This window comes from Enterococcus saccharolyticus subsp. saccharolyticus, from assembly GCF_029023825.1.
Classification (GTDB): domain Bacteria; phylum Bacillota; class Bacilli; order Lactobacillales; family Enterococcaceae; genus Enterococcus_F; species Enterococcus_F saccharolyticus.
In genome coordinates this window covers 1,024,572-1,048,581 of the sequence record NZ_CP118957.1, presented here as the reverse complement: position 1 = coordinate 1,048,581, position 24,010 = coordinate 1,024,572, and the positions used below count along the sequence as shown (strand labels likewise).

Here is a 24,010-nt window from a genome sequence, read left to right as displayed (position 1 = left end):
CGCAAGTTCTCACTATGAACTTGCGTTTTTTACATTAAGGGCGCAAACACTTTTAGCATCCACCCCAAAATTTTAGTTGTTGTTTTTTCTTTTAATGCATCTTGCATTGTCACTTCTTGTGATTGTGCCAAAGTATCTTGGAAATCTTTCTCAATGGTTGCCAAGGTCTCGACACCTTCCATATACAACCCACATTCAAAATGATGGTAAAAACTACGATAATCTAAATTAACAGTTCCCACAGTTGCTTTTTTGTCATCACTGACAAAAACTTTGGCATGAATGAATCCTGGTGTAAATTCATAGATTTTCACGCCTGCTTGCAGCAGACTCTTATAATGACTTTTAGCTAAAGCGAAGGCATATTTTTTATCTGGAATGTGCGGCAAAATAATAATCACTTCAACGCCACGTTTCGCTGCTAAGCGTAAGGCTGTTTCCATTTCACCGTCCAAAATCAAATAAGGCGTCATAATATGCACGTATTCGGTTGCTTTATTTAAAATATCAAAATAAATAAATTCTCCTACACGATCATCATCTAACGGCGCATCGCCATACGGAATAATGTACCCTGGCTTTTGAATGGCTGGTTGCGGTCGTTGTAGCCAGTGTTCAAAGTCTAACACACCATCATCCATTGCCCACATTTGTAAAAACATCAACGTGAAACTATCTACGGCTTGCCCCTTCACTTTAATGGCCGTATCTTTCCAATACCCAAAACGTTCTACTTCATTGATATATTCATCCGCTAAATTCACGCCACCTGTGTACGCTACTTTCCCATCAATCACACAAATTTTCCGATGATCTCTGAAATTATATACCGTCGAGACAAAGGGATAAATCGGTGCAAACACTTTACATTTGATTCCTAATTTCGCTAGTTTTTTAGGGTAACTGTGTGGCAACAATGAAAATTCATTAAATCCATCATATAAAAAACGAATTTCGACACCCGCTGCTGCTTTTTCAATGAGAATATCTAAAATACGTCCCCACATTTTTCCTTCACCTACAATAAAATATTCTAGAAAAATAAAAGACTCAGCTTTTTTCAATTCTTCCAATAAGTCAGCAAACTTTGCTTCTCCGGTCGGAAAATAGTTTAATTCTGCATTTTCATAAACGGGATACGATCCTGTTCCTGATAAAAAAGTAGCAATTCCTAATAAATCTTTTTCTGTTTGAATTTTCACTTTCACAGCTGCATCTGTTTGAATGAGCGTATTGCTTTCATTTTTCAAACGAATCAAGCGCCGCTTTTCTAAGCGATGCCCTAGCTCTAACTTCATATAAAAATAAAAAAAGATACCAATAATAGGTAATACTGTAAATAAGACCATCCATGTAAGTTTGACGCTACTATCACTGGCACTATTTAACAAAAACATGTACCCAAAAATGGTCACGACAATTGCGCCACCATAAAAAACATGCACATAATTGGTTGATACATAATGAAAAAATGCTACTAGCATAACAACTTGTAAAAGTAAAAAGACAAGAACAATCCCTAGACGACTAAAGATTAATTGCAATAAGCCTTTCTTCCCTTTTTTCAACAAATAAATCGGCTCATCTGACTCTTTCATTTTCCCCTCTCCCTTTTAACAAAACAAAGAAAAAAGCTGAACATAATCAGCTTTTTTCTTTAAACAAATAGCGTTGTTTTCGGATATTTTAATTTTACTATGTTTAAAATCATTTGTAATTCTGACAGTTGTTCCGCATTGCTTTCATCAAATGACCGACTATGGCGACCAATTCTCCCACTATTAATTAAGCTATAAATTCGATTCCACTTTTCAAATTCATCAACTGAACGGAAATGACTCAACGGAAAACCAGCGCCCTCCATGATTTCATAAAGACGAAAAGCAATATACGCACTATCAACCACCCAATAAAGAACTTCTTTTTCTTTATCTTTGTCATAATCAATTAAAGCTTGCTTTGGCCGGTGTTCAACCATCCAGTCCAATAAACAAAAGAAACCATTCATGCGATACGGCGCATCAAATAGTGCTTCTGACTCTCTAGAAGCACGAAAAATTAATGGAATCAAATATTTATTTTTGTAAATCAGCGCAGGCACACGATCAACAGAACAATGCAAATAATGATTGAGATAACTTGCTCCTTGATAACTCCATACCCGATATTCTTGAACCCCTAGTGCTTGATACTTGCGATAAAGCTTTCCACAATCTTCAATTGAGACAGCAACTTCAGATAAACGATCATAGCCGCTTAAAATCCGATCAAAGGGTTGTAACAAAATTTTCTCCTCCACTGCTCATCCCCCTGTTACAAAATAGAACACATTTTCCTTATCATACCATATAATGCGAACATCGAACTACTCTATTTTCGAAATTCACTTGAAAAAGGACAAGGTTTTTACACCTCATCCTCAATAACTACTTATTTTTCATCAATTCACGAATTACCCCCATTAAAAATCCTCGACGACGATTTTGAGCTTGTTTCTCTTTAGCAGTCATCTTCTTTTTACCAAATGGGCTTTCTTTTTTCTTGCCTGTCCGTAAATTTTTAGAAGCTTCCATCCAGTTTTTTGTGTAACGATTTGGCATCTAATCACGTCCTCTTCCTTATTATAACAAACCAGCAAAAGAAATGCATTTCTCGCCTATTTCATCTAAACTTCTTAAAAAAGCAACCGATAAGAGTAGTAACGATAAAAGGAGTGTGAGTTAATGTGAAAATATCAAATCATGTGCCATCTATCCCTTCTCAATCACCAGTTCCAAAACAAGTTGAAAATGAAACAATGACCAAAAATGCGGAAGAACACACGCGTAGTACACCAAAGCGATACATCAAACATGAACCCAAAATTCCTATTGATAGTTTTAAATGGGTGGAATCTGTCCGTATCCATCAACCAGAAAAATTTGTAGAAGCAGTGACCTTAAACAAAGAAAAAAGTTTAACGGGCTATCCTGACGTGACGATTTTACCTCATGGTTTATCCGTCAAAGAATATTATGCCCAAGAAGCGCGTAAAGCCAAACAAGACTTAGATTAAAAAAGTTGTGGAAGAAAAACCTTCCACAACTTCTTTTTATTATTCGCCTAGATCCACGTTATGGAAGATTTTTTGAACATCTTCTAAATCATCCAATACATCAATCATTTTTTCAAATTTTTCTAAGTCTTCGCCAGTTAATGTTACTTCATTTTGAGGAACCATTTCCATTTCCGCAACATTAAATTCTGTGATTCCTTTTTCTTTTAATGCTTCTTGAATAGCATGGAAATCTTCTGGTTCACCATGTACCATGATTTGTCCTTCTTCTTCTTCCACATCACGAACATCAATGTCTTTATCCATCAAATATTCTAAGATTTCATCGGCGTCAGTACCTTCAAAACCAAATAATGCTGTGTTATCAAACATATATGAAACAGCACCAGATACACCCATGTTTCCGCCATTTTTACCAAAAGCAGCACGTACATCCGCAGCTGTACGATTTACGTTATTGGTTAATGTATCCACGATAACCATAGAGCCATTTGGTCCAAACCCTTCATAACGTAATTCAGAGAATTGCTCATCACCTGAACCTTTTGCTTTTTCAATAGCACGATCAATAATGTGTTTTGGTACATTATATGTTTTTGCACGATCGATAACAAATTTTAATTTTTGGTTTGAGTGAGGATCAGGATCACCTGATTTCGCTGCTGCATAAATCTCAATCCCAAATTTAGCGTAAACTTTACTGTTGTTTGCATCTTTCGCAGTTTTCTTAGCTACGATATTTGCCCATTTACGACCCATAATCTCACTTCGCTTTCTATTTTTTCATTTCATCTTTTATCCGATGAAATTGTCCTTTATCATTATACTTGGCAGAAACGATTCTGTGAAGTATTTTCTTACAAAGGATTGCTACGAATTGGAAATTTCCCAAAATTTTGTTCTAAAATAAGCGGATTCCCCATTTGATACACTTTATCACTACGAACGGTTAATTTGTATGCTTGCTCTTCTTTTTTTCCAATTTTAGAAAGCACTGGGTAGTCTATCACCGCTTTTTTCTCTTTTAGATAACGTTGCCCATTTTCAGTGAAACCTAACACATGTAAATAGTTACTTTCCCATGCTTCTTTAATATCGCTCGTTTTAATATTTAGCAAAACATAACATAATAAACGTTGGATTCGCGTTTGAGTATAACGCTTCGTTTTTACTGCTTGAACAAATTCCTCAAAAGAGTTTGCTTCATAAATTAACGATTTCAAACGGTATTCCAATCCTTCAACCATTTGATAAATCTCTCTTAGCTCATCAACCGAACTGATTATAATCCGATATTTAAGAAATTCCCAATAATTATTCCAAGTGATTTGATACGCCTGCAAATCACTCGTTGTTTGTTGTGGGACCACTTGTTCAACCAACAGGCCCTCAATTATCGCTTTACGAATTGCTGTAGCACTTGCAATTTCATTGTGAATTTCTTTTGAATGATAGCTTGCTCCAACTCTGGGTAAAGGAATACTTGTCATTGGATTCGTATACTGTGCATTTTCTTGAGCATAAGTTAATCCTAAAACATGATTCGGTTGCTCTCCTGTTAATAATAATTGCGGATAAAGCTCTCGATAAACTTCCGTCATCGTTTGTGCATAGGACATTGTTGGGTTGCTTAACTGCTGAAAAGTTTGATTAATGGTTTTCTGATTTTCCTTTACAAATTTCCCAAATGCTTGATAATCAAATTCACTAGCTACATCTGTACCAAAGCAATAACTTTCACATTTTAATGCTTGCAACAGTAAAATACCTCCACGCGCAAAATAATCAGCTGACTGCAACGACCATTGAATGGGCAATTCCACTACCAAATCCACGCCATTTTGTAAGGCTTCATTGGCACGCATCCACTTATCAATAATCGCCGGCTCTCCACGTTGTAAAAAATTACCACTCATTACGGCAACAACAACATCAGCTTTTGATAGTTCTCTAGCCTTTTTTGCATGGTAATTATGTCCATTATGAAAAGGATTGTATTCAACAATGATGCCACATGCTTTCATTCTTTCGCCTCTTTTTCTACCAAAAAATGTTGTTCAAGCTGATGAATGACTTTCAATTCTGATTGAAGGTCTCCTTGATTTAATGCCGTCCATTTTTTTTGCTTAATTTCTTTCATCATCGCCTGCACAGCATAATCATCTTTCAGAACATATTTTGTATACACAGCTTTCAATCGTTGATGACTGATAGATGGTTGTCTCAACGTTTGTTTTAGTTGCTTATCATTCCATAAAGCAGTGATTCGTTCATCATCTGGATTAGTTAAGCATAATGCAAAAAGCAATTCTTTCTTCAATTCCAGTCGATAAGGTAAAATAAGTTCCTCCTGATTTTGCCAAATGCATTCCAAAGACTGACGATATTCTTCCCATTTACCATAAATTAAATAACGTCCAGCAATTAAAAATGTCTGCCAATCATTAAAATATGTATGCTTCGGATTACTAGCAATAGGTTGAAAGTAATCTTCAGGTAATTCATCATATGCATATCCTAAAGAAGTCAGATAATTCACTTGCAATTGAAGATATAATAAATCCCTTTGCTCTTTGCTAGAATTTGCTAAGCGATAACTCATACCATCATTAAAACTTGTAGGAATTAAATTTGTTACTGCCATAAAAACACCAACTAAGCAAAAAAATAAAGCATACGAATTATGAATACCCAAAATAAGCAAAGCTAGCAGACTCATTGATAAATTGCCTAATCCTCCACCCAATAAATATAATTTAAACACAAATTTTTCTTGTTTTGGCGGAATCATCAAACATTGCCCTAAAGTTCCTGGAACGTTAAAACGATGAAAATAAAATCTTCCGTCTTTGTTTTTAGTTAACGCCATAGAAAAAAAACGAATGCTACTAAATTGATAACCCGATAACTTTCCAAAAACTAAATGTCCTACCTCATGAATAACAAGATGAATGACAAAAAAGAAGCAAACCGCAAACATCAATACTAAATACTGAAATATTCCCCATTGCTGATAGATAATCGTATACCAAACAAAAAACAAACCAATTGTTCCTCCGAAGATAAGTGATGCAAGTGTGGAGAGAATTTTTTTCATAATGTTCCTCCTATTTTAACTATTTTTCTCTATACAAATAAACTCCTTGTTACATCATAAGGAGTTTAAAATATGCTACTACTAATTTAATGCCGTTTTCAGATTACTCACTGAGTCTGACAAAAATACCTATCGTATTTTTCATGTGCAGATTACATATTTTAGCAATGAAAATTTAATACAAACATAAGACATCGCATTTACATAGTTCATCATATCAATCATGAAGACTGCAACTTGATGCTAAACAATCAAGCGAAACGCCTGTAGCTATTTCAACCCATGAAGTAATGAAGACTGTAACGACAACAGGAATATTTAATTCTATATTTCTGTTCACACCTTATAAAATTTGTAACATACACCTAGTAGAATCTTTTCAAACTCGTTATTTTAATCCAACTCATTGTATAGAATATAATTATTATTTTAGCATATAAACAAAAGCGATAAAACAATTTATATTGTTATACTCTAACTCATCCTTCAAATTCTGTGAACTATTTATATAGGATACACATAGTTCATTAAAATCATTTACATTTTTATATTGCAATTTTTGAATGACCCTAAATAAGTCTTATTATTGATTTTCAAACTACCGTTTATGCTGGTGGAGGACTGCAAAGCGTGGGGTGCACATAGTTTATTTCAATCCATGCAGTCATGAAGACTGCAACATTTTGTAGTGTGTTCATTCTTACGTCTATTATAATTTCAATCCATGCAGGCATGAAGACTGCAACAAAAACTGGATTTAAATGTAGCTGATGCTTTCGAAATTTCAATCCATGCAGGCATGAAGACTGCAACTTTACATCGGATAAAACGTCAAAGCAAGCTTGTGATTTCAATCCATGCAGGCATGAAGACTGCAACTTCTGACAATTTAGGTAGTAATGATTCTAAGATCATTTCAATCCATGCAGGCATGAAGACTGCAACAAAGAGGTGCATACACTAGTAGTCAGCGCAAAAACGATTTCAATCCATGCAGGCATGAAGACTGCAACGGCGATTTATGGGGGGAAATGGTTTGAAGAGGATACATTTTCTGATGAGTATCGCCCAATTATATGTATTTTTTGGTAAAATAGAATATAAATGTATTTATTTTATCATTTAATGATATTTTAGTGGTGCGAATCTCCTAGGAAATTTATGGGAGCTTAGGATTCGCACACATTATCTTATTATTTTTTTCACTAGTGTTGCATTAAAAATTGTACTATTCCATGAAACAAAAAAATTCTTTATACTAGCACTTGAATGACTTATCCAAGACCAATACAAAGAACCACAATGTGGATAAGTATAAAACAAATTCTGCATTTAATAAATGGTTTTCTGCCATAAATTTAGAAAATCTTTCTGTTTGTGCTAAACAATTCATTGTCAATTACAATTCATATCGGAAAAAACTCTCTTTTGAAGCGGTTCTGAAGCTCTTTCTCTACGCCATTAACGAAGAAAAAGAAAGCTTACGTGATTTGAGTACCTCTCTAATCAACGAATCACTTCAGCTAGAAACTGATGTGACAACTATCAGTCATACTCAATTATCGCGTGCATTTAATGCCCTTGATTCAAGCGTGTTAGAAGAAATCTTCCAACGGCTTTTAGAAAAAGTCCACTATCAGACAAGACCAACGAAACGAAACAGTCTGTATCTGATTGATTCCAGTACCTTTTCTCTCAGTTTGAAACGTCATAAGTGGGCGACTTTTCGCCAAACAAAATCAGGTGTTAAGTTACACTTAAACTACTGTTATATGGACGATACTACGATGTATCCCACTGATTTTACCTTAACGAATGCCCGTGAACATGATGTCAATCAACTGCCCTTGCTGGTGAATAAACCTGAAGCGACCTACGTTTTTGATCGTGGCTACTTGGATTTTGAAAAGATGGACCAGATGCATTGGGATGGCTACTTCTTCGTTACACGTATCAAGAAAAACACCACTGTTCGCTTGATTGAAACCTTGGAAAAATCACCCGAAAAAGAAATTCTACGAGATGAATCGGTTCGTTTGGGTTCTAAAGCGTATGTGACAACGCTGCTTCGTTTGGTCACCGTTCAAGATGACACAGGACGAGTGTTTCAATTTATTACTAATCGAATGGACTGCACGTCAAAAGAAATAGCGGACATGTATCACGCTCGGTGGCAAATCGAATTGTTTTTCAAACACATCAAACAACACATGACCAGTAAAACCTTCTTTTCTCAAAGTGAACAGGGCGTGCAGAATCAATTGATTCTAACGATGATTTCTGCACTGCTCACGTTTCTCATCAAATTGGAAACAAAGACAGTAAAATCGGTGTTTCAGATCAAACGATTCTTTCGATATTTACTCTTTCAACCAGTTGAATGTTGGTTAGAAAAGTTAATTCCCACATGAGAAATAAGAAAAATAGCTCGTTACTTTTGGTTTTCAGTTGAATAACAGCTAAAAAATTCTGGAAAAAGTCATCCTCTGCGTCAGCACAGCTTCTTTTGACCTATTTCCAGAGAAAGTGGTTTTCAGAATATTCTGAAAGGTTTTTATGCAACACTAGTGAAAAAATTTATAAATAACAATAAATAAAATTTTTTTGATTACTGGGAAAACTGACTGATTTTTCTTGTTATCGTCTCAAGTAAATAAAATAGCTAGTTCTGAACTTTCGGTATTTTGGTCATGATCGATTATTCATTGATTGGTCATTCGTAGTCATGCTATTTTTTCTCAATCAAAACCTCCAGTGTGAACTGGAGGTTTGTTCTTCGGCTGAAAGCCTCTTTTACCGGCCATAGCCTAAAAGGCTTCCTGAACGGTTTCCCACTTGCACCACTTTTACTCACTGATCCTTAAAGAATCTCTTTCACTTCTTCTTGTTTTTTTGTCCTGTAAACGGATCATACTCTTCAAACAATGTTAGCTGATCTGCTACATAATCTTCTTGTACTTGATTCCGAATGTATTCTTCGATCTGCTTCTTATTTCTTCCTACTGTATCCACGTAATACCCTCTACACCAAAATTTTCGGTTCCCATACCGATACTTCAAATTCGCATGTCTGTCAAAAATCATTAAGCTACTCTTGCCTTTTAAATAGCCTACAAAACCTGATACACTATATTTTGGTGGGATACTTACGAGTAAGTGGATATGATCTTTGCACGCATTTGCTTCGATGATCTCCACTCCTTTTCTTTCACATAATGTTCGGATGATCTCACCTATACTTTTCTTATACTTTCCATAAATCACTTGTCGTCTATATTTTGGTGCAAAAACAATGTGGTACTTACATTTCCATGTCGTGTGTGATAAACTTTCATTAGCCTTTTTCATAATAGGCACCTCCTAAATTGATGGATGTGGTGGTCGGGAAACCAATTTCATCTTATCATTTTTGGGAGGCTTTTTTAATACCTCGCTGGAAGCTCTTTGGAACCCCCGGCTTAGCCAGGGGTTTTCAATACACATAAAAAAAAAAAAACGCCGAAAACTTCTCGGCGTTTTTCAAGAGCTTGATTAAAATACTGGAATGACCGCTCCTTGATAGGTTTCTTCGATAAATTCTCTTGTTTCATCAGATCCTAAAGCTGCAAGAAATGCTTGGATCGCTTCATCGTCTTGGGCACCGTCTTTAACAGCTGCTACACAAGCATAGGTTTCTGCGGCTTGTGAATCCTTCGCTTCAGTCAGCAATGTATCCTCATTGACACTCAAGTCAGAACCTAAAACGTAGTTGGCATTGATGACAGCAATATCCACATCATCCAGAGAACGAACAACTTGAGCAGCATCTAGTTCAACAAGTTCCAAATTTTTAGGATTTTCTACTATATCACTCACTGTTGCCGTAATGTCTGCGTCCTCTTTTAATTGGATTAATCCTGCATCCTGTAACAACAGTAAGGCACGGCCCCCATTAGTTGCATCATTCGGAATTGAAACTTTTGCGCCGTCTGCCAGTTCATCCAAAGAAGATGTTTGTCCAGGATAGATACCTAAAGGCAAGAAATAGTATTTCGTATCGCCTGCAACAACCAGATCTGTATCATGCTCTTCGTTGAAATTGATCAAAAACGGCTCGTGCTGGTACAAATTGATGTCTAGATCGCCATCTGCTAATGCTGTATTTGGCAATACAAAATCGTCAAACACTTTGATCTCTAAATCGTAACCCTCTTCAGCCAAACGACCTTTCACATCTTCTAAAATTTCTGCGTGCGGTGTTGCTCCGGCACCTACAACAATCGTTTTTGGTTCTTCATTGCCACCTTCAGCAGCTCCTGTCTCTGAAGTATCACCGCTATTTCCACAAGCTGCCAAACCTAGAAACACTGCACCTAATAAACTTAAACCGATAATTTTTTTCCAACCCTTTTTCATCTCAATCGCTCCTTTTATTTTCCTATTTGTATTGTCTATTTGATTATTTATCAAATAAAATAAAAAAAGTCCTTTTGTCAACGAGTTGACAAAAGGACGTATAACCGTGGTACCACCTTTATTTGAAAGCATCAGCTTTCCTTAACCCATCTCATCATCTATAAGAAATGGTGTCCATGTTAACGGTCGGCCAGACCGAACCCACCTACCTATCGATGGATTATCCTCAGAGACCATCTTCGCTTCTCTCCCTTAGTTCTTTTCACCAACCAGAACCTCTCTAAAAAGATCGACAAAACTACTCTTCTCTTCAACAGACGAATTATTTTATTTGCTTAAAAAGTAATTTACCTTAGAAACAATTCAATGTCAACAACAAATATGAAAAGAGTGGTAAATAAAAGAAATATTTTGCTAACATTTCTTTTGTTTAGCGATTACAAACAGGCTCACTAGTTTAGTTGCTCCGAATCATTTAAAGCATAATCCACTGCTGCTTTTGAGTGGATCACTGTCTTGTCAAAAATCGGGATCGTCACGTCATCCTGCTGGATCAACAAACCGATTTCTGTACATCCGAGGATGATTCCCTGTGCACCAGCTGCGATCAATTTTTCAATAATGATTTGATACTCTTGTTTGGACTCGGGAGTAATCTCACCTAAGACAAGTTCATTGAAAATCACTTGATTGATCTTCTCTATATCTTCCGACTCAGGCACAAGTACCTCAATATTAGAAGCAAGGATTCGTTGCTTGTAAAAGTCTTGCTGCATCGTATATTTGGTTCCTAACAATCCCACTTTGGTAATTTTGTTTTGATTCAATTCTTTGATTGTTGCGTCTGCGATATGCAGCATAGGGATTGTTACCGCCTCTTGGACCTGGTCTGCGACCTTATGCATGGTATTGGTACAAATTAAAAAAAATTCTGCTCCTGCTTTTTCCAAACTCTTAGCAACTTCTCCAAGTATTTGACCACTTTTTTCCCATTCATTTTGTGATTGCAGTTTTTCGATCTCATCAAAATCAACACTAGCTAAAAGAATCTTGGCCGAATGCAAACCTCCTAATCGTTGATTGACTAATTGATTGATTTGTTCATAATCACTAGTGTTGCATAAAAACCTTTCAGAATATTCTGAAAACCACTTTCTCTGGAAATAGGTCAAAAGAAGCTGTGCTGACGCAGAGGATGACTTTTTCCAGAATTTTTTAGCTGTTATTCAACTGAAAACCAAAAGTAACGAGCTATTTTTCTTATTTCTCATGTGGGAATTAACTTTTCTAACCAACATTCAACTGGTTGAAAGAGTAAATATCGAAAGAATCGTTTGATCTGAAACACCGATTTTACTGTCTTTGTTTCCAATTTGATGAGAAACGTGAGCAGTGCAGAAATCATCGTTAGAATCAATTGATTCTGCACGCCCTGTTCACTTTGAGAAAAGAAGGTTTTACTGGTCATGTGTTGTTTGATGTGTTTGAAAAACAATTCGATTTGCCACCGAGCGTGATACATGTCCGCTATTTCTTTTGACGTGCAGTCCATTCGATTAGTAATAAATTGAAACACTCGTCCTGTGTCATCTTGAACGGTGACCAAACGAAGCAGCGTTGTCACATACGCTTTAGAACCCAAACGAACCGATTCATCTCGTAGAATTTCTTTTTCGGGTGATTTTTCCAAGGTTTCAATCAAGCGAACAGTGGTGTTTTTCTTGATACGTGTAACGAAGAAGTAGCCATCCCAATGCATCTGGTCCATCTTTTCAAAATCCAAGTAGCCACGATCAAAAACGTAGGTCGCTTCAGGTTTATTCACCAGCAAGGGCAGTTGATTGACATCATGTTCACGGGCATTCGTTAAGGTAAAATCAGTGGGATACATCGTAGTATCGTCCATATAACAGTAGTTTAAGTGTAACTTAACACCTGATTTTGTTTGGCGAAAAGTCGCCCACTTATGACGTTTCAAACTGAGAGAAAAGGTACTGGAATCAATCAGATACAGACTGTTTCGTTTCGTTGGTCTTGTCTGATAGTGGACTTTTTCTAAAAGCCGTTGGAAGATTTCTTCTAACACGCTTGAATCAAGGGCATTAAATGCACGCGATAATTGAGTATGACTGATAGTTGTCACATCAGTTTCTAGCTGAAGTGATTCGTTGATTAGAGAGGTACTCAAATCACGTAAGCTTTCTTTTTCTTCGTTAATGGCGTAGAGAAAGAGCTTCAGAACCGCTTCAAAAGAGAGTTTTTTCCGATATGAATTGTAATTGACAATGAATTGTTTAGCACAAACAGAAAGATTTTCTAAATTTATGGCAGAAAACCATTTATTAAATGCAGAATTTGTTTTATACTTATCCACATTGTGGTTCTTTGTATTGGTCTTGGATAAGTCATCCAAGTGCTAGTATAAAGAATTTTTTTGTTTCATGGAATAGTACAATTTTTAATGCAACACTAGTGTATTTTTTTATTACTTTATTTTATCATGAAAAAGAACAAAAAGATCCAAGAACAACTAAAAATGGCTCTATAATTTAATGGACTGATGAATTGAATTCAATTCATCAGTCCATTTGTAATTTTAGGTATTAAAAAACATACCCACTTCCTGTATGATTAAATCACTACAAAATAAACAAGAGAAAGGAGTATGTCTTATGAATAATCATATCAAAAAAATGCTAAGAATTACAGACCCTTCTTTAAAAATTATCCATGTTTCTTACGAAACTATCAAAAATAGACAAACAATCGTCATTGAGGCTACTTGTTCTCCTTATCAAAAGAGCTGTCCAAATTGTGGATGTACAGCTCAAAATCAGTTCGGAAAGCTTTCAATTGTGAAGAATGGAAAAAAATGTGTACGTGTACGATTAGATCAATACAATCATCTTCCAACAATTATCAAGATATTTAAACAGCGATACAAGTGTAAAGAATGTTCAAGTAACTGGACTGCCCAAAGTTCTTTAGTTGAAAAACGTTGTTCGATTGGCTATCATGTAAAATTCAAAGTTATCGATTTATTAAAAGAAAAATGCTCACTTACGTTGATTGCTAAACTTTGTCATGTTTCTATCACCACAGTGATTCGAATCCTGAAAGGATTACGCACTTATATTCCAAATCCTAACACATCTAGTTTGCCTAGTGTATTAATGGTGGATGAATTTCGTTCTCACGCTTCTTTAGAAGATAAAATGAGTTTTATTTGTGCAGATGGGGAAACGGGAAAACTCGTGGATATTTTACCAAAGAGGAAATTAAACAAATTAACACACTATTTTATGGAAAACCCTTCTCGAATGAATGTCCGTTATCTCGTAACGGATATGAATGCAGCTTACGACCAATTAACGAAACGTGTCTTTCCAAATGCGAAAGTAGTCATCGATCGATTTCACATCATAAAACATTTAAATAAATCCTTTCAGGATTTTAGAGTTAAAGAAATGAAGCGAATCGCTGTGACGAAAAATAAAGAAGCCTACTTTAAATTAAAAGCAAATTGGCGTTATCTCACAAAAAATAGAAGCTTAATCCAACATACAGAATATAAAACATGGCGAAGTTTTCGTGCACCTAAATATCCATATTTAACAGAAGCTATGATGATCGATCGTTTATTGAATTACTCACCAGCTTTAAAAGAAACTTATGAATGCTTCCATAATATAAAACTCCAAGGACTAACTAAGTATGAAGAAGGCATACGAAATGCCATGGTATATCCTTATTCTAACGGAAAAATAGAAGCTAAAAATACACACATCAAAACACTGAAGCGAGTGAGTTATGGATTTAAATCCTTTGACAATATGAGAACGAGAATTTTTATGATGAATCAGTTGATTATTGTAAAATAACAAAAAAATCAGAGTAAGACGATTTCTCTACTTACTCTGATTTATAAAATTCCTCTTCATCAGTCCTTATTGACAAAGAGCCCTAAAAATTGTCCTTGGATCTTTTTTATTCAGTCACTAATGCTTTCTTTTCTAATAGCTGATTAACCTCGGCAGATAATTGTAGAAACAATTCGTGATTATCATTTTCTAAGGCTTGATCGATTTGTCTATATAAATCGGCAATTTTCATCTCTACATCTTCTTTAAAAAAATATTCCTCTACCTTAGAAACAACGTCAGCATCTAAGGTTTCGTTCCAACGATGATAAGGATTGTCTTCTAAAACAGCCAAAAAGAATTCATTTTCCCATGAACGATTAAAACGACATTCTAAGTATAACGGATTTTTCCAATTCAAACGAATTTCATGGAAAATTTGATCACTATCAGTAAAGACTTTCCCTTCTAAAAATAAGGACATCGCCTCACCTTCAATAGTCGTTGTTTGCACACAAATTCCGCGAGGCGTTTTATCAGCAATTTCAACAAAATGAACATTTTTCAATATCGTCTCGTGATTCGTTAAATAATTCAAAATCCAAGAAACTTCTCGTCGTGAAAAAGACTCATGTGACACTAACCAATTTAAAAAACGTTTTTTATCTGCAACATTGATGGTCATTTTTTTCACCCTATCTTTCTGATAAATCGTCTAAAATAGACTGTACCTCCAAATCACCTGGTTCATGAGCCAAATAATGAGACAATAGATGACTAGCTTCTTCTAGGCGACCTTCTTCTCGTAAGAAAATACCATATTCTTTCATGAATTCTGGTTCATGATGTAACGCATCATTTGCTTCTTCATAGTATTTTGCAGCAGAATCAAATTCTTCTAATTCATTATAAGCATGCGCTAAATTCCATAAAGCATATGGATTTTCTTGTTCTTCCATACGACCAACTGCATCAATGACTTCTTCAAACATTTCTTCATTTAAGTACAAATTACTTAATGTCAATAATGTTTCATCAGTCTTTTCGCCAGTTTCTAAAGCTTTCACCAAGAATTCTTCTGCTTTTTTAGCATCATGCAGACGGTAACTATTTTCAGAAGCAAAATGATAAAAGTCAACTTGAAATGGATTTTCTTGAATCCCTTCCTCAATGACTGCTTGTGCTTCTTCTAATAATTCTTCTTCTTGTAGCGCTTCTGCTAGATATAAATACAATGCTTGATATTGTGGATTCAATGCACGTAATTGTTGTAAATAATAAATAGCTTTCTCATTTTCTTTCAATTGTAAATAGACAAAAGCTGTTTGGAATAAACGATCATCTGTTTGTTCTTCTTCTAACGCTTCTTCTAAAAACAATACTGCGTCTTCAAAGTTTCCTTGCATACTTAATGAAGAACCGATTCTTTCAGTCATAGACACGCCTGTAATATCTAACTCTTCATCTTGTAATAAAGAACGATAAATTTTTTCTGCTTCAGAAAACTTATCCATTGAAAAATATAACTCTGCTAAAGCAAATTGAATCAGATTTTCATCTGGAAGTAACTGAGCAGCTTCTTTTAATTTTGCTTCACTTACTTCTGGAATTCCTAAAACTTGATACAAATCTGCTGTAATCAATAACGCTTGTGGATACGCGTCACTTGTGGTTGGAATAGCTTCTAAATAATCAAAAGCTTCTTCAATTTCATTATTCTCAATCGCAATTTCAGCAAGCGGTAAATAATACGCGTCTTCTTTCGGTTGACGTTCTTTTAAAGTTGCAAAAACAACTTTCGCCTCTTCTAAAAAGCCAATCGCTAATAATTCTTCGCCTAATTCTGCTAAAATAGCATCATCGTCTTTTTTTAATGCTTCTTCTAAAGATAATTGCGCTTCAGCCAAATCTTCATTTTGTAATGCTTGAAGCATTTTTTCACTGTATGTCATTTTCTTCCCTCAAATCTCTGCAATCATTTTTTGATACTGTTCCATTACCTTTATCAACTGCTTTTCAGTCATCGATTGCTCTCTTCCTATTGTACCAATTTCTGCCAAAACCACCAACTGTGGGTACTTTTTTTGTAAATGTAACACATTTTGTAAGTATTCAGCAACCGAAATCTGCTCGGGAAAAAGAATTGGAAACCCTAAATGTTTTAACCAAATCATAAAATTCTTAATTCGAAAAGAAGAGTCAATTATTTCAAGATTCCAAAACAAATGTAACATTACTCCTAGAAAACGTTTCATGTTCTCTGATAGGAAATGACCATTGGTAGTTAGATAAAAAGCTTCTTCAAAAATTTTACCAAAGTCTTCAATTTCTTTTGAAGCTAGTTGATAGCTAGTCGTTAGTTGTTCGACAAACGCCATAAATGAGGTTCCTTGTACCTGTTTTTTATTCGGAAAGTTCTTAAACAATGTTTGTAAAAAAGCATAATCATGAACTAAACCTATACGAATGAACGTTTGTAAATCAACTAATTTCCCATCTTTCTGTCCAGCAACAATTGTTTGATCTAAAAAGATTTTTTCAGGTAAATTCTTTTCAATGAGCAACATTTCCATTGGTTGTTTACAGATGAAACGATCTTCCACGATAGCTACTGCAAAAGCGCGTAACGTAGTCGGTAACACCCAAAAGTCACCTGGTAAAATTGTTGTTTTTTGAACAAAACCAGTCAATTGAATGACGCCTTCATTTCCAAAAGCGATAAATAAATATTCTTTATTTGGTGGAAAACGCCCTAAAAAATCTAATATATCCATCAATTCCCGAACGTTGTTTCCATAGATCAAATTACTACAAACATACCAATCAATTGGTTGGGGAGAAAAAATGTGTTGTATTTTTTCAAAAAAGCGATCGTAGTACCGTTGATTCGTTACGACAATAATGTGTTTATTTTGAAACATTTCTGGTTTAATACTGGCGGATAAAATTTCGCCATAAACAATTGTACTTTGTTTCTTCGTTTTTTGGTAAGTTAACTGCATTTTTCTCCCTCCTTTGTTATGTAATATTATAGCATGTTTCCTTTAAAGAGCAGAAAAAAGCAAAATCTCGAAAGATTTTGCTTTTTCATTAGACTAATAAGGTGAATAACGATTGGTTTTCACTTAAATCAATGTATGTTGGATCAAATTCAACAATTCGCTCAAATAAACTTGGTACATCCTCACGTGTTTTTGATAAAACACCTAAAACAACTGGACCTGAGCCACGATTGATTTTTTTCGTATATTCAAAACGAGTAATATCATCATCTGGACCTAATACATCGTTAACAAATTCTTTCAATGCTCCTGGGCGTTGAGGAAAATTGATAACAAAGTAATTCATCAATCCTTGATATATCAATGAACGTTCTTCAATTTCAGCCATACGATTAATGTCATTATTCCCGCCACTAATGATACAAATAACGGTTTTCCCTTTAATTTCGTCTTGTATCGCTTCTAATGCCGCGACACTTAACGCTCCTGCAGGTTCTGCGACAATTGCTTGCTTACTATACAATTCTAAAATTGTAGAACAAACTAATCCTTCGTCCACTGTCATCAGCTGATCAACATATTCTTTCGCATGTTGATAGGTAAGTTGTCCGACTTCTTTTACAGCTGCTCCATCTACGAATTTATCGAGTTGTTCCAAGGCGATAGGTGCGCCGTAGTCAAAAGCCTCTTGCATCGAAGGGGCTCCCTTTGGCTCCACGCCAATAATTTTAGTTACTGGGCTAACGTCTTTTACATACGTGCTAACACCACTAATTAAACCACCGCCGCCAATAGCTGCAATGACATAGTCAGGTTGATAACTTTCTGCTAACGCATCAGCCATCATTTCAACGGCTAACGTTCCTTGTCCTGCGATAATCGCGGGATCATCAAACGGGTCAATAAACGCCATCCCTTTTTCTTTTGCAAAAGCTTTAGCTGCTGCTGCCGAAGCATCGAAGGTATCTCCTACTAATTCAATCGTGACATTATTGCCACCAAAGAAAGAAACTTGTGATACTTTTTGTTGTGGCGTTGTACTTGGCATAAAGATTACGGCTTGGACACCAATCTCTCGACAAGTGTACGCAACTCCTTGAGCATGGTTTCCTGCACTGGCACACACAACGCCTGCTGCTAGTTCGCTTTGCGAGCGCTTTTTAATCGCATAATAAGCGCCTCGCAATTTGAATGAACGAACTTTTTGCAGATCTTCTCGTTTTAGTAGGATTGTTGCTTGATATTTCTCTGATAGATATCGATCATATTGTAATGGTGTATGAGCAACAGCTGATTTGAGTAGCTGATACGCTTGGTCTACATCATTTCTTGTTACTAACCCCAAATTATTCACACCCCTACTTATGTCTTAGTCGATTGTTTTTACGAATGGCATCATTTTTCTTAATTCAGCACCAACAGCTTCGATTTGGTGACCAGCACGTTCTGCGCGCATTTTCTTGAATTCTGGGAAACCATTTTCGTTGTCTTTTACAAAGTTATTTGCAAATGTACCATTTTGGATGTCTGTTAAAACTTCTTTCATGTTTGCTTTTGCAACTTCTGTGATAACGCGTGGACCAGAAACGTAGTCACCGTATTCTGCAGTGTTTGAGATAGAATCACGCATTTTAGCGAATCCACCTTCATAAATCAAGTCGATGATTAATTTCATTTCATGACATACTTCAAAGTAAGCCAATTCTGGTTGGTAACCAGCTTCTACTAATGTTTCAAAACCTGCTTCGATCAAACTAGTTAAACCACCACATAGAACTGCTTGTTCACCGAATAAGTCAGTTTCTGTTTCTTCTTTAAACGTTGTTTCTAATACACCTACACGAGTTGCGCCGATCCCTTGTGCATAAGATAATGCTGTTTCTTTTGCTTTACCTGTTGCATCTTGATATACCGCAAATAATGCTGGTACAGCAAAGCCATCTGCAAATGTACGACGAACCAAGTGACCTGGTCCTTTTGGTGCTACTAAGAATACATCAACATCTGCTGGAGGAGTGATAACATCAAAGTGAATGTTAAATCCATGAGCAAATACTAAAGAGTTTCCTGCTTCCAAGTTTGGTGCAATTTCTTTCTCATAAAGTGAACCTTGAATTTCGTCTGGTGCTAAAATCATGATTACTTCTGCTTGTTTCGCTGCTTCACTTACTTCAAAAACATCAAAGCCATCTTCACGGGCTGCTTCTGCTGATTTACCTTCACGAATTCCGATGATAACTTGGTGGCCATTATCTCTTAAGTTTTGAGCATGGGCATGACCTTGAGAACCGTATCCCACAACCGCAATTGTTTTTCCTTCTAGTGCATTTTCTACTACTGCATCTTCATAATAAACTTTTACCATAAATCTATTCCCTCCAAAGTTATAATCTTCTTTTTTATAATATATATATTAAAAGCATATTTAATGCGATTAACCTCTTTTTATACCGGTAATACCGGTTCTTGCCAATTGTTTGATACCATACGGACGTAACACATCAATAAATGCGTCAATCTTATCGTGGGTACCAACCACTTGAATAATAATAGTTTTTTGTGCCACATCAACGATATCGGCACGAAATGGTGCAATGACTGCTTGAATCTCAGATCGTATACTCATTGGTGCATTCACTTGAATTAAAGCTAATTCTCTCTCGATATGTGGATCATCTGTAATATCAGATACTTTCACCACTTCAATTTGTTTGTTCAATTGTTTGGTTACTTGCTCTGCTTCTGACAAAGTATTCACATTAATGACAATTGTCATTCGAGAAATTTCTGCTTCAACCACGCCAACTGAAATACTTTCAATATTTACTTGTCGACGGTTCAACACACTTGTAATTCGACTCAATACACCGGATTTGTTATAAACGATTGCCGTTATAATTCGTCTCATCTTATTCCACCCCTATCATCTGATCATTAGGAATCCCTGCTGGAACCATTGGCATAACTTGTTCCGAATTTGAAACAATTACTTCAATTAACAATGGTCCCTCTTTTGCAAAGGCTGCTTCTAACTCGCTATCGACAGTGGCAGGATTCATGATACGCACAGCATCAATTCCATAAGCCTCTGCTAATTTAACAAAATCTGGCTGTCCGTCAAAGACAGAAGAAGAACGTCTTTCATTATGGAATCGCTCTTGCCATTGGCGAACCATTCCTAATGAACCATTGTTGATTAAAACAAATTTTACGTTCAAACCATTTTCGTTTAAAATTGCAAATTCTTGGTTGGTCATTTGGAAACCACCATCCCCAACAAAAACAATTACCGGACGATCACGATACGCAAATTGCGCGCCAATTCCTGCTGGAATTCCAAAGCCCATCGTTCCTAGTCCACCACTTGTAATCAATTGATTTGGGAAATTAAATGGATAATATTGTGCAACCCACATTTGATGTTGCCCAACATCGGTTGAAACAAAGGCTTGTCCTTTTGTAATTTCACCAATTTTTTCAATAACACGTTGTGGTTTAATTTCATCTTTGTTGTCACGGTCATACTTAAATGGGTAGTTTTGTTTACGCTCTTGGCAAATATCTTGCCATTCTTGACTATCGATATCAAATGGTTCAAAAGCCAATAGTTTTTCTAACGCGTTTTTGGCATCTCCTACAATTGGAATGTCTGTTGGGATAATTTTACCAATTTCAGCGGGATCGATATCAATATGCGCAATCACTGCTCCTGTTGCAAATTGACTCGGACATGTCGCTAAACGGTCATCAAAACGACTTCCTATGTTAATCAGTAAATCACATTCAGCTAATGCCATATTCGCTGCGTAACTACCGTGCATGCCGCCCATTCCTAAGAAATATGGACAATCGGCTGGTAGTGTTCCTAAACCAAGTAACGTATTGACTGTCGGTAGTTTGTAGCGTTCTACAAACTCTTTCAATTGGTCTGCCGCTTTAGAAGCCGTAATACCTGCTCCTGCCAACACAATCGGTTTTTTCGCTTTTTTCAATTGATCCATCAAGCGCGTTAATTGTAATTGTGAAGGATTGGTTGTTGGTTGATAACTAACCAAATTTACGGGTTTTGTACGCTGTGTATACGTCCCTTCAATAATTGAAATATCTTTTGGTAAATCAATCACCACGGGACCTTTACGACCTGTTGTCGCAATATGAAAAGCTTCATCGATTGTTTTTTCTAATTCTTCTACATCACGCACTTGATAATTGTGTTTTGTGATAGGTAGTGTAATTCCTAAAATATCTGCTTCTTGGAACGCGTCTTTTCCAATACCAGGTGTCGCAACTTGCCCTGTAATAACAATTAGGGGAACTGAGTCGCCCATCGCATCGGCAATTCCGGTTACAACGTTTGTTGCCCCAGGGCCACTTGTTACAATTACTACACCAGGTTTGCCAGTTGCTTTGGCATATCCTTCTGCCGCGTGTACCGCGCCTTGTTCATGTCTTGTTAGGATATTTGGAATTTCTGCATCGTATAAAGCATCATATAATGGAAGAACCGCACCACCAGGATACCCAAAAACTAATTCAACATCATGTTTTTGCAAGCATTTTAATAAAAGTCTTGCGCCTGACATTTTTTGAGCTATTTCTTGTTCTTGATTCTTCATTAAATTTCCTCCTAGTCTTCTGGAACTCGCATAATTCCCCCAGTATGGGCAGATGTTACTAATGCTGTATAACGTGCTAACCAACCATGTTTTACTTTAAATTCAAACTTCGGACGTGTTTTTTCGCGTTCCGCTAATTCTTCATCCGATACTTCCACATTCAATGTACGATTTGTTAAATCAATAGTAATAATATCGCCGTCTTTAACCAAACTTAATGGACCGCCTGCTGCGGCTTCTGGTGAAACATGTCCCACGGCAATGCCTCGCGTTGCTCCTGAGAAACGTCCATCCGTAATTAAGGCTACATCCCGACCCAAACCACGACCAACAATGCTAGAAGTAGGTGCCAACATTTCAGGCATCCCTGGACCACCTTTTGGCCCTTCGTAACGAATGACCACGACATGTCCTTTTCTAACTGTGCCATCATCAATCGCTGCTACTGCTTCATCATGTGTACTAAAGCAAATAGCTTCGCCTCTAAATTCATGAATATCTGAATCGACCCCACCTACTTTAATCACACTGCCTTCAGGGGCGATATTTCCATAAAGGATAGATAAACCACCAACTGGACTATATGGATTTTCTTTCGGGTGAATCACTTCTGTATTATGAATGACTGCATCTTGAACATTTTCACGAATCGTTTTACCAGTAACTGTTATACGGTCTGGATGAATAGCGCCTTCTATATCGCAGAGTTCACGAATAATAGCAGAAACACCACCAGCTTCATGAACATCATGCATCGAATAAGCAGACGATGGCGCAATTTTTGAAAGATACGGTACACGTTTGGCAATGTCATTCACATCGGCTAAGTTGTAATCAATTTCCCCTTCGTTGGCAATTGCTAACGTATGAAGAACCGTATTGGTTGAACCTCCCATTGCCATGTCTAAGGCAAAGGCATCATCAATCGCTTCTTTCGTCACGATGTCACGTGGTTTAATTTGTTTTTTAACTAAATCCATTAAATGAAACGCAGCTTGACGAACAAGCTCACGACGATCTTCTGAAACTGCCAATGTCGTTCCATTTCCTGGTAAAGCTAATCCTAAAATTTCTAATAAACAATTCATTGAATTGGCCGTAAACATTCCTGCGCATGAACCGCATGTTGGACATGCATTTTCTTCCATAAATTTAAATTCTTCCGCAGACATTGTTCCTGCTTTATGTGCACCAACCGCTTCAAACATACTTGACAATGTAATTTGATGACCACGTGGATCAATACCCGCTTTCATTGGGCCACCTGAACAGAAAATAGCTGGTACATTAGTACGCATCGCTGCCATAATCATTCCTGGTGTAATTTTGTCACAGTTTGGCATGTAAAAAACTCCGTCAAACCAGTGAGCGTTAATAACTGTTTCTGCAGAGTCGCAAATTAATTCACGACTTGGTAATGAGTAGCGCATCCCGATGTGACCCATCGCAATTCCGTCATCAACACCAATTGTATTGAATTCAAACGGAATACCTCCTGCTTCACGAATTGCTTCTTTTGCCACATCAGCTAGTTCTCTTAAATGAACATGTCCAGGGACAATATCAATATATGAATTACAGATAGCAATAAACGGCTTATTCATATCTTGAATATTCTTTACTTGCCCTGTCGCATATAACAAACTTCTAGCTGGTGCAGCATCAATTCCTTTTTTTATTTGATCGCTTCTCATAGTTCCACTCCTAGTTCCTTACGCCAGATTTTTCTGAAAAAAAGAGCATCCTTCTAACAAGTAGAATGGGATGCTCTCTTGTAAGAATCCCATTCACTAACACAAATAGGACTCAAACAACCGGATTGTTTTTTCCGTGTTCTAAGTCCACTTACCTAATAATGACTAATAAGTATTGTCTTTCTTTGTGCATGTGAATCGTCTCCTTACAAGTTGAAAAATCTATTTTTAAATCTGGTTTATTTTGTTGATTTTTTACAATATAACGTTAATCAAAATAAAAGTCAATAA

21 protein-coding genes, 1 CRISPR repeat array and 1 other annotated feature are annotated in these 24,010 nt (G+C 36.3%); of the genes, 3 read left to right on the top strand and 18 right to left on the bottom strand.

All coding sequences use genetic code 11. The features are described from left to right. Nucleotides 1-29 precede the first annotated feature (29 nt). The 3 genes from cls to PYW32_RS05475 all read right to left on the bottom strand — a co-directional run bounded on the left by cls (nt 30) and on the right by PYW32_RS05475 (nt 2,600). Nucleotides 30-1,598 (bottom strand): cardiolipin synthase, encoded by a 1,569-nt coding sequence (gene cls / locus PYW32_RS05485; protein WP_016175334.1) that lies wholly within the window; start codon nt 1,596-1,598, stop codon nt 30-32. A gap of 59 nt (nt 1,599-1,657) precedes the next feature. Beyond that, on the bottom strand, nt 1,658-2,299 hold the full coding sequence (locus PYW32_RS05480; RefSeq protein WP_035010184.1) for a hypothetical protein: 642 nt from the start codon (nt 2,297-2,299) through the stop codon (nt 1,658-1,660). Between the two features lie 127 nt (nt 2,300-2,426). Next, nucleotides 2,427-2,600, bottom strand: coding sequence for a hypothetical protein (locus PYW32_RS05475; RefSeq protein ID WP_016175336.1), 174 nt, complete (start codon nt 2,598-2,600; stop codon nt 2,427-2,429). A gap of 125 nt (nt 2,601-2,725) precedes the next feature. Here PYW32_RS05475 and PYW32_RS05470 point away from each other — a divergent pair, with 125 nt between their 5' ends. Then, the gene (locus PYW32_RS05470) at nt 2,726-3,055 is read left to right on the top strand and encodes a hypothetical protein (protein WP_016175337.1); all 330 of its coding nucleotides are present in this window, start codon (nt 2,726-2,728) and stop codon (nt 3,053-3,055) included. Nucleotides 3,056-3,094: 39 nt separating this feature from the next. Here the strand turns inward: PYW32_RS05470 and PYW32_RS05465 are convergent, their stop codons facing one another. The 3 genes from PYW32_RS05465 to PYW32_RS05455 form a co-directional block, all read right to left on the bottom strand. After that, on the bottom strand, nt 3,095-3,814 hold the full coding sequence (locus tag PYW32_RS05465) for a YebC/PmpR family DNA-binding transcriptional regulator (RefSeq protein WP_016175338.1): 720 nt from the start codon (nt 3,812-3,814) through the stop codon (nt 3,095-3,097). Between the two features lie 98 nt (nt 3,815-3,912). Continuing rightward, nucleotides 3,913-5,079, bottom strand: a complete 1,167-nt coding sequence (locus tag PYW32_RS05460) for a nucleotidyltransferase (RefSeq protein WP_016175339.1) — start codon at nt 5,077-5,079, stop codon at nt 3,913-3,915. Continuing rightward, on the bottom strand, nt 5,076-6,152 hold the full coding sequence (locus PYW32_RS05455) for a hypothetical protein (RefSeq protein ID WP_016175340.1): 1,077 nt from the start codon (nt 6,150-6,152) through the stop codon (nt 5,076-5,078). The genes PYW32_RS05460 and PYW32_RS05455 overlap by 4 nt, the downstream gene beginning before the upstream one ends. 648 nt (nt 6,153-6,800) lie before the next feature. Continuing rightward, a CRISPR array of direct repeats spans nt 6,801-7,165; the repeat unit is 32 nt; unit sequence ATTTCAATCCATGCAGGCATGAAGACTGCAAC. 291 nt (nt 7,166-7,456) lie between these two features. Between PYW32_RS05455 and PYW32_RS05450 the strand changes: the two genes are divergently transcribed. Further along, nucleotides 7,457-8,563 carry an IS4 family transposase gene (locus tag PYW32_RS05450; RefSeq protein ID WP_016175341.1) on the top strand — a complete coding sequence of 369 codons (1,107 nt, stop codon included), beginning with the start codon at nt 7,457-7,459 and terminating at the stop codon, nt 8,561-8,563. A 463-nt stretch (nt 8,564-9,026) separates the two neighbouring features. Here PYW32_RS05450 and tnpA read toward each other — a convergent pair whose 3' ends face one another. The 4 genes from tnpA to PYW32_RS05430 all read right to left on the bottom strand — a co-directional run bounded on the left by tnpA (nt 9,027) and on the right by PYW32_RS05430 (nt 12,921). Next, nucleotides 9,027-9,500 (bottom strand): IS200/IS605 family transposase, encoded by a 474-nt coding sequence (gene tnpA / locus PYW32_RS05445; RefSeq protein ID WP_016174131.1) that lies wholly within the window; start codon nt 9,498-9,500, stop codon nt 9,027-9,029. Nucleotides 9,501-9,683: 183 nt separating this feature from the next. After that, the gene (locus PYW32_RS05440) at nt 9,684-10,547 is read right to left on the bottom strand and encodes a MetQ/NlpA family ABC transporter substrate-binding protein (RefSeq protein WP_016175342.1); all 864 of its coding nucleotides are present in this window, start codon (nt 10,545-10,547) and stop codon (nt 9,684-9,686) included. 89 nt (nt 10,548-10,636) lie between these two features. Continuing rightward, nucleotides 10,637-10,870: a binding site (T-box leader), on the bottom strand. 129 nt (nt 10,871-10,999) lie between these two features. Beyond that, on the bottom strand, nt 11,000-11,719 hold the full coding sequence (locus PYW32_RS05435) for an aspartate/glutamate racemase family protein (protein WP_016175343.1): 720 nt from the start codon (nt 11,717-11,719) through the stop codon (nt 11,000-11,002). Nucleotides 11,720-11,814: 95 nt separating this feature from the next. Beyond that, nucleotides 11,815-12,921 (bottom strand): IS4 family transposase, encoded by a 1,107-nt coding sequence (locus tag PYW32_RS05430; RefSeq protein WP_016175341.1) that lies wholly within the window; start codon nt 12,919-12,921, stop codon nt 11,815-11,817. A 298-nt stretch (nt 12,922-13,219) separates the two neighbouring features. Between PYW32_RS05430 and PYW32_RS05425 the strand changes: the two genes are divergently transcribed. Then, nucleotides 13,220-14,428: an ISL3 family transposase gene (locus tag PYW32_RS05425; protein ID WP_016175344.1), complete on the top strand. Its 1,209-nt coding sequence runs from the start codon at nt 13,220-13,222 to the stop codon at nt 14,426-14,428. Between the two features lie 106 nt (nt 14,429-14,534). On the opposite strand, the gene PYW32_RS05420 is transcribed toward PYW32_RS05425, so the two are convergent. The 8 genes from PYW32_RS05420 to ilvD form a co-directional block, all read right to left on the bottom strand. Next, nucleotides 14,535-15,092 carry a YpiB family protein gene (locus tag PYW32_RS05420; protein ID WP_016175345.1) on the bottom strand — a complete coding sequence of 186 codons (558 nt, stop codon included), beginning with the start codon at nt 15,090-15,092 and terminating at the stop codon, nt 14,535-14,537. 10 nt (nt 15,093-15,102) lie between these two features. Then, nucleotides 15,103-16,359, bottom strand: coding sequence for a tetratricopeptide repeat protein (locus tag PYW32_RS05415; RefSeq protein WP_016175346.1), 1,257 nt, complete (start codon nt 16,357-16,359; stop codon nt 15,103-15,105). 9 nt (nt 16,360-16,368) lie between these two features. Then, nucleotides 16,369-17,409 carry a hypothetical protein gene (locus PYW32_RS05410; protein WP_016175347.1) on the bottom strand — a complete coding sequence of 347 codons (1,041 nt, stop codon included), beginning with the start codon at nt 17,407-17,409 and terminating at the stop codon, nt 16,369-16,371. An 88-nt stretch (nt 17,410-17,497) separates the two neighbouring features. Further along, nucleotides 17,498-18,754 (bottom strand): threonine ammonia-lyase IlvA, encoded by a 1,257-nt coding sequence (gene ilvA, locus PYW32_RS05405; protein WP_016175348.1) that lies wholly within the window; start codon nt 18,752-18,754, stop codon nt 17,498-17,500. Between the two features lie 24 nt (nt 18,755-18,778). Continuing rightward, complete coding sequence (gene ilvC / locus PYW32_RS05400) at nt 18,779-19,774, bottom strand: ketol-acid reductoisomerase (protein ID WP_016175349.1); 996 nt, start codon at nt 19,772-19,774, stop codon at nt 18,779-18,781. A 69-nt stretch (nt 19,775-19,843) separates the two neighbouring features. Then, nucleotides 19,844-20,317, bottom strand: coding sequence for an acetolactate synthase small subunit (ilvN, locus tag PYW32_RS05395; RefSeq protein WP_016175350.1), 474 nt, complete (start codon nt 20,315-20,317; stop codon nt 19,844-19,846). 1 nt (nt 20,318) lies between these two features. Beyond that, nucleotides 20,319-22,025, bottom strand: a complete 1,707-nt coding sequence (gene ilvB, locus PYW32_RS05390) for a biosynthetic-type acetolactate synthase large subunit (RefSeq protein ID WP_016175351.1) — start codon at nt 22,023-22,025, stop codon at nt 20,319-20,321. Between the two features lie 11 nt (nt 22,026-22,036). After that, nucleotides 22,037-23,719 carry a dihydroxy-acid dehydratase gene (gene ilvD / locus PYW32_RS05385; protein WP_016175352.1) on the bottom strand — a complete coding sequence of 561 codons (1,683 nt, stop codon included), beginning with the start codon at nt 23,717-23,719 and terminating at the stop codon, nt 22,037-22,039. Nucleotides 23,720-24,010 lie beyond the last annotated feature (291 nt).

What these genes read in the sequence shown, in the direction of transcription:
- cls (WP_016175334.1), bottom strand. Translation starts at nt 1,598, where the DNA reads ATGAAAGAGTCAGATGAGCCGATTTATTTGTTGAAAAAAGGGAAGAAA.
- PYW32_RS05475 (WP_016175336.1), bottom strand. Translation starts at nt 2,600, where the DNA reads ATGCCAAATCGTTACACAAAAAACTGGATGGAAGCTTCTAAAAATTTA.
- PYW32_RS05465 (WP_016175338.1), bottom strand. Translation starts at nt 3,814, where the DNA reads ATGGGTCGTAAATGGGCAAATATCGTAGCTAAGAAAACTGCGAAAGAT.
- PYW32_RS05460 (WP_016175339.1), bottom strand. Translation starts at nt 5,079, where the DNA reads ATGAAAGCATGTGGCATCATTGTTGAATACAATCCTTTTCATAATGGA.
- PYW32_RS05455 (WP_016175340.1), bottom strand. Translation starts at nt 6,152, where the DNA reads ATGAAAAAAATTCTCTCCACACTTGCATCACTTATCTTCGGAGGAACA.
- tnpA (WP_016174131.1), bottom strand. Translation starts at nt 9,500, where the DNA reads ATGAAAAAGGCTAATGAAAGTTTATCACACACGACATGGAAATGTAAG.
- PYW32_RS05440 (WP_016175342.1), bottom strand. Translation starts at nt 10,547, where the DNA reads ATGAAAAAGGGTTGGAAAAAAATTATCGGTTTAAGTTTATTAGGTGCA.
- PYW32_RS05425 (WP_016175344.1), top strand. Translation starts at nt 13,220, where the DNA reads ATGAATAATCATATCAAAAAAATGCTAAGAATTACAGACCCTTCTTTA.
- PYW32_RS05420 (WP_016175345.1), bottom strand. Translation starts at nt 15,092, where the DNA reads ATGACCATCAATGTTGCAGATAAAAAACGTTTTTTAAATTGGTTAGTG.
- PYW32_RS05415 (WP_016175346.1), bottom strand. Translation starts at nt 16,359, where the DNA reads ATGACATACAGTGAAAAAATGCTTCAAGCATTACAAAATGAAGATTTG.
- PYW32_RS05410 (WP_016175347.1), bottom strand. Translation starts at nt 17,409, where the DNA reads ATGCAGTTAACTTACCAAAAAACGAAGAAACAAAGTACAATTGTTTAT.
- ilvC (WP_016175349.1), bottom strand. Translation starts at nt 19,774, where the DNA reads ATGGTAAAAGTTTATTATGAAGATGCAGTAGTAGAAAATGCACTAGAA.
- ilvN (WP_016175350.1), bottom strand. Translation starts at nt 20,317, where the DNA reads ATGAGACGAATTATAACGGCAATCGTTTATAACAAATCCGGTGTATTG.
- ilvB (WP_016175351.1), bottom strand. Translation starts at nt 22,025, where the DNA reads ATGAAGAATCAAGAACAAGAAATAGCTCAAAAAATGTCAGGCGCAAGA.
- ilvD (WP_016175352.1), bottom strand. Translation starts at nt 23,719, where the DNA reads ATGAGAAGCGATCAAATAAAAAAAGGAATTGATGCTGCACCAGCTAGA.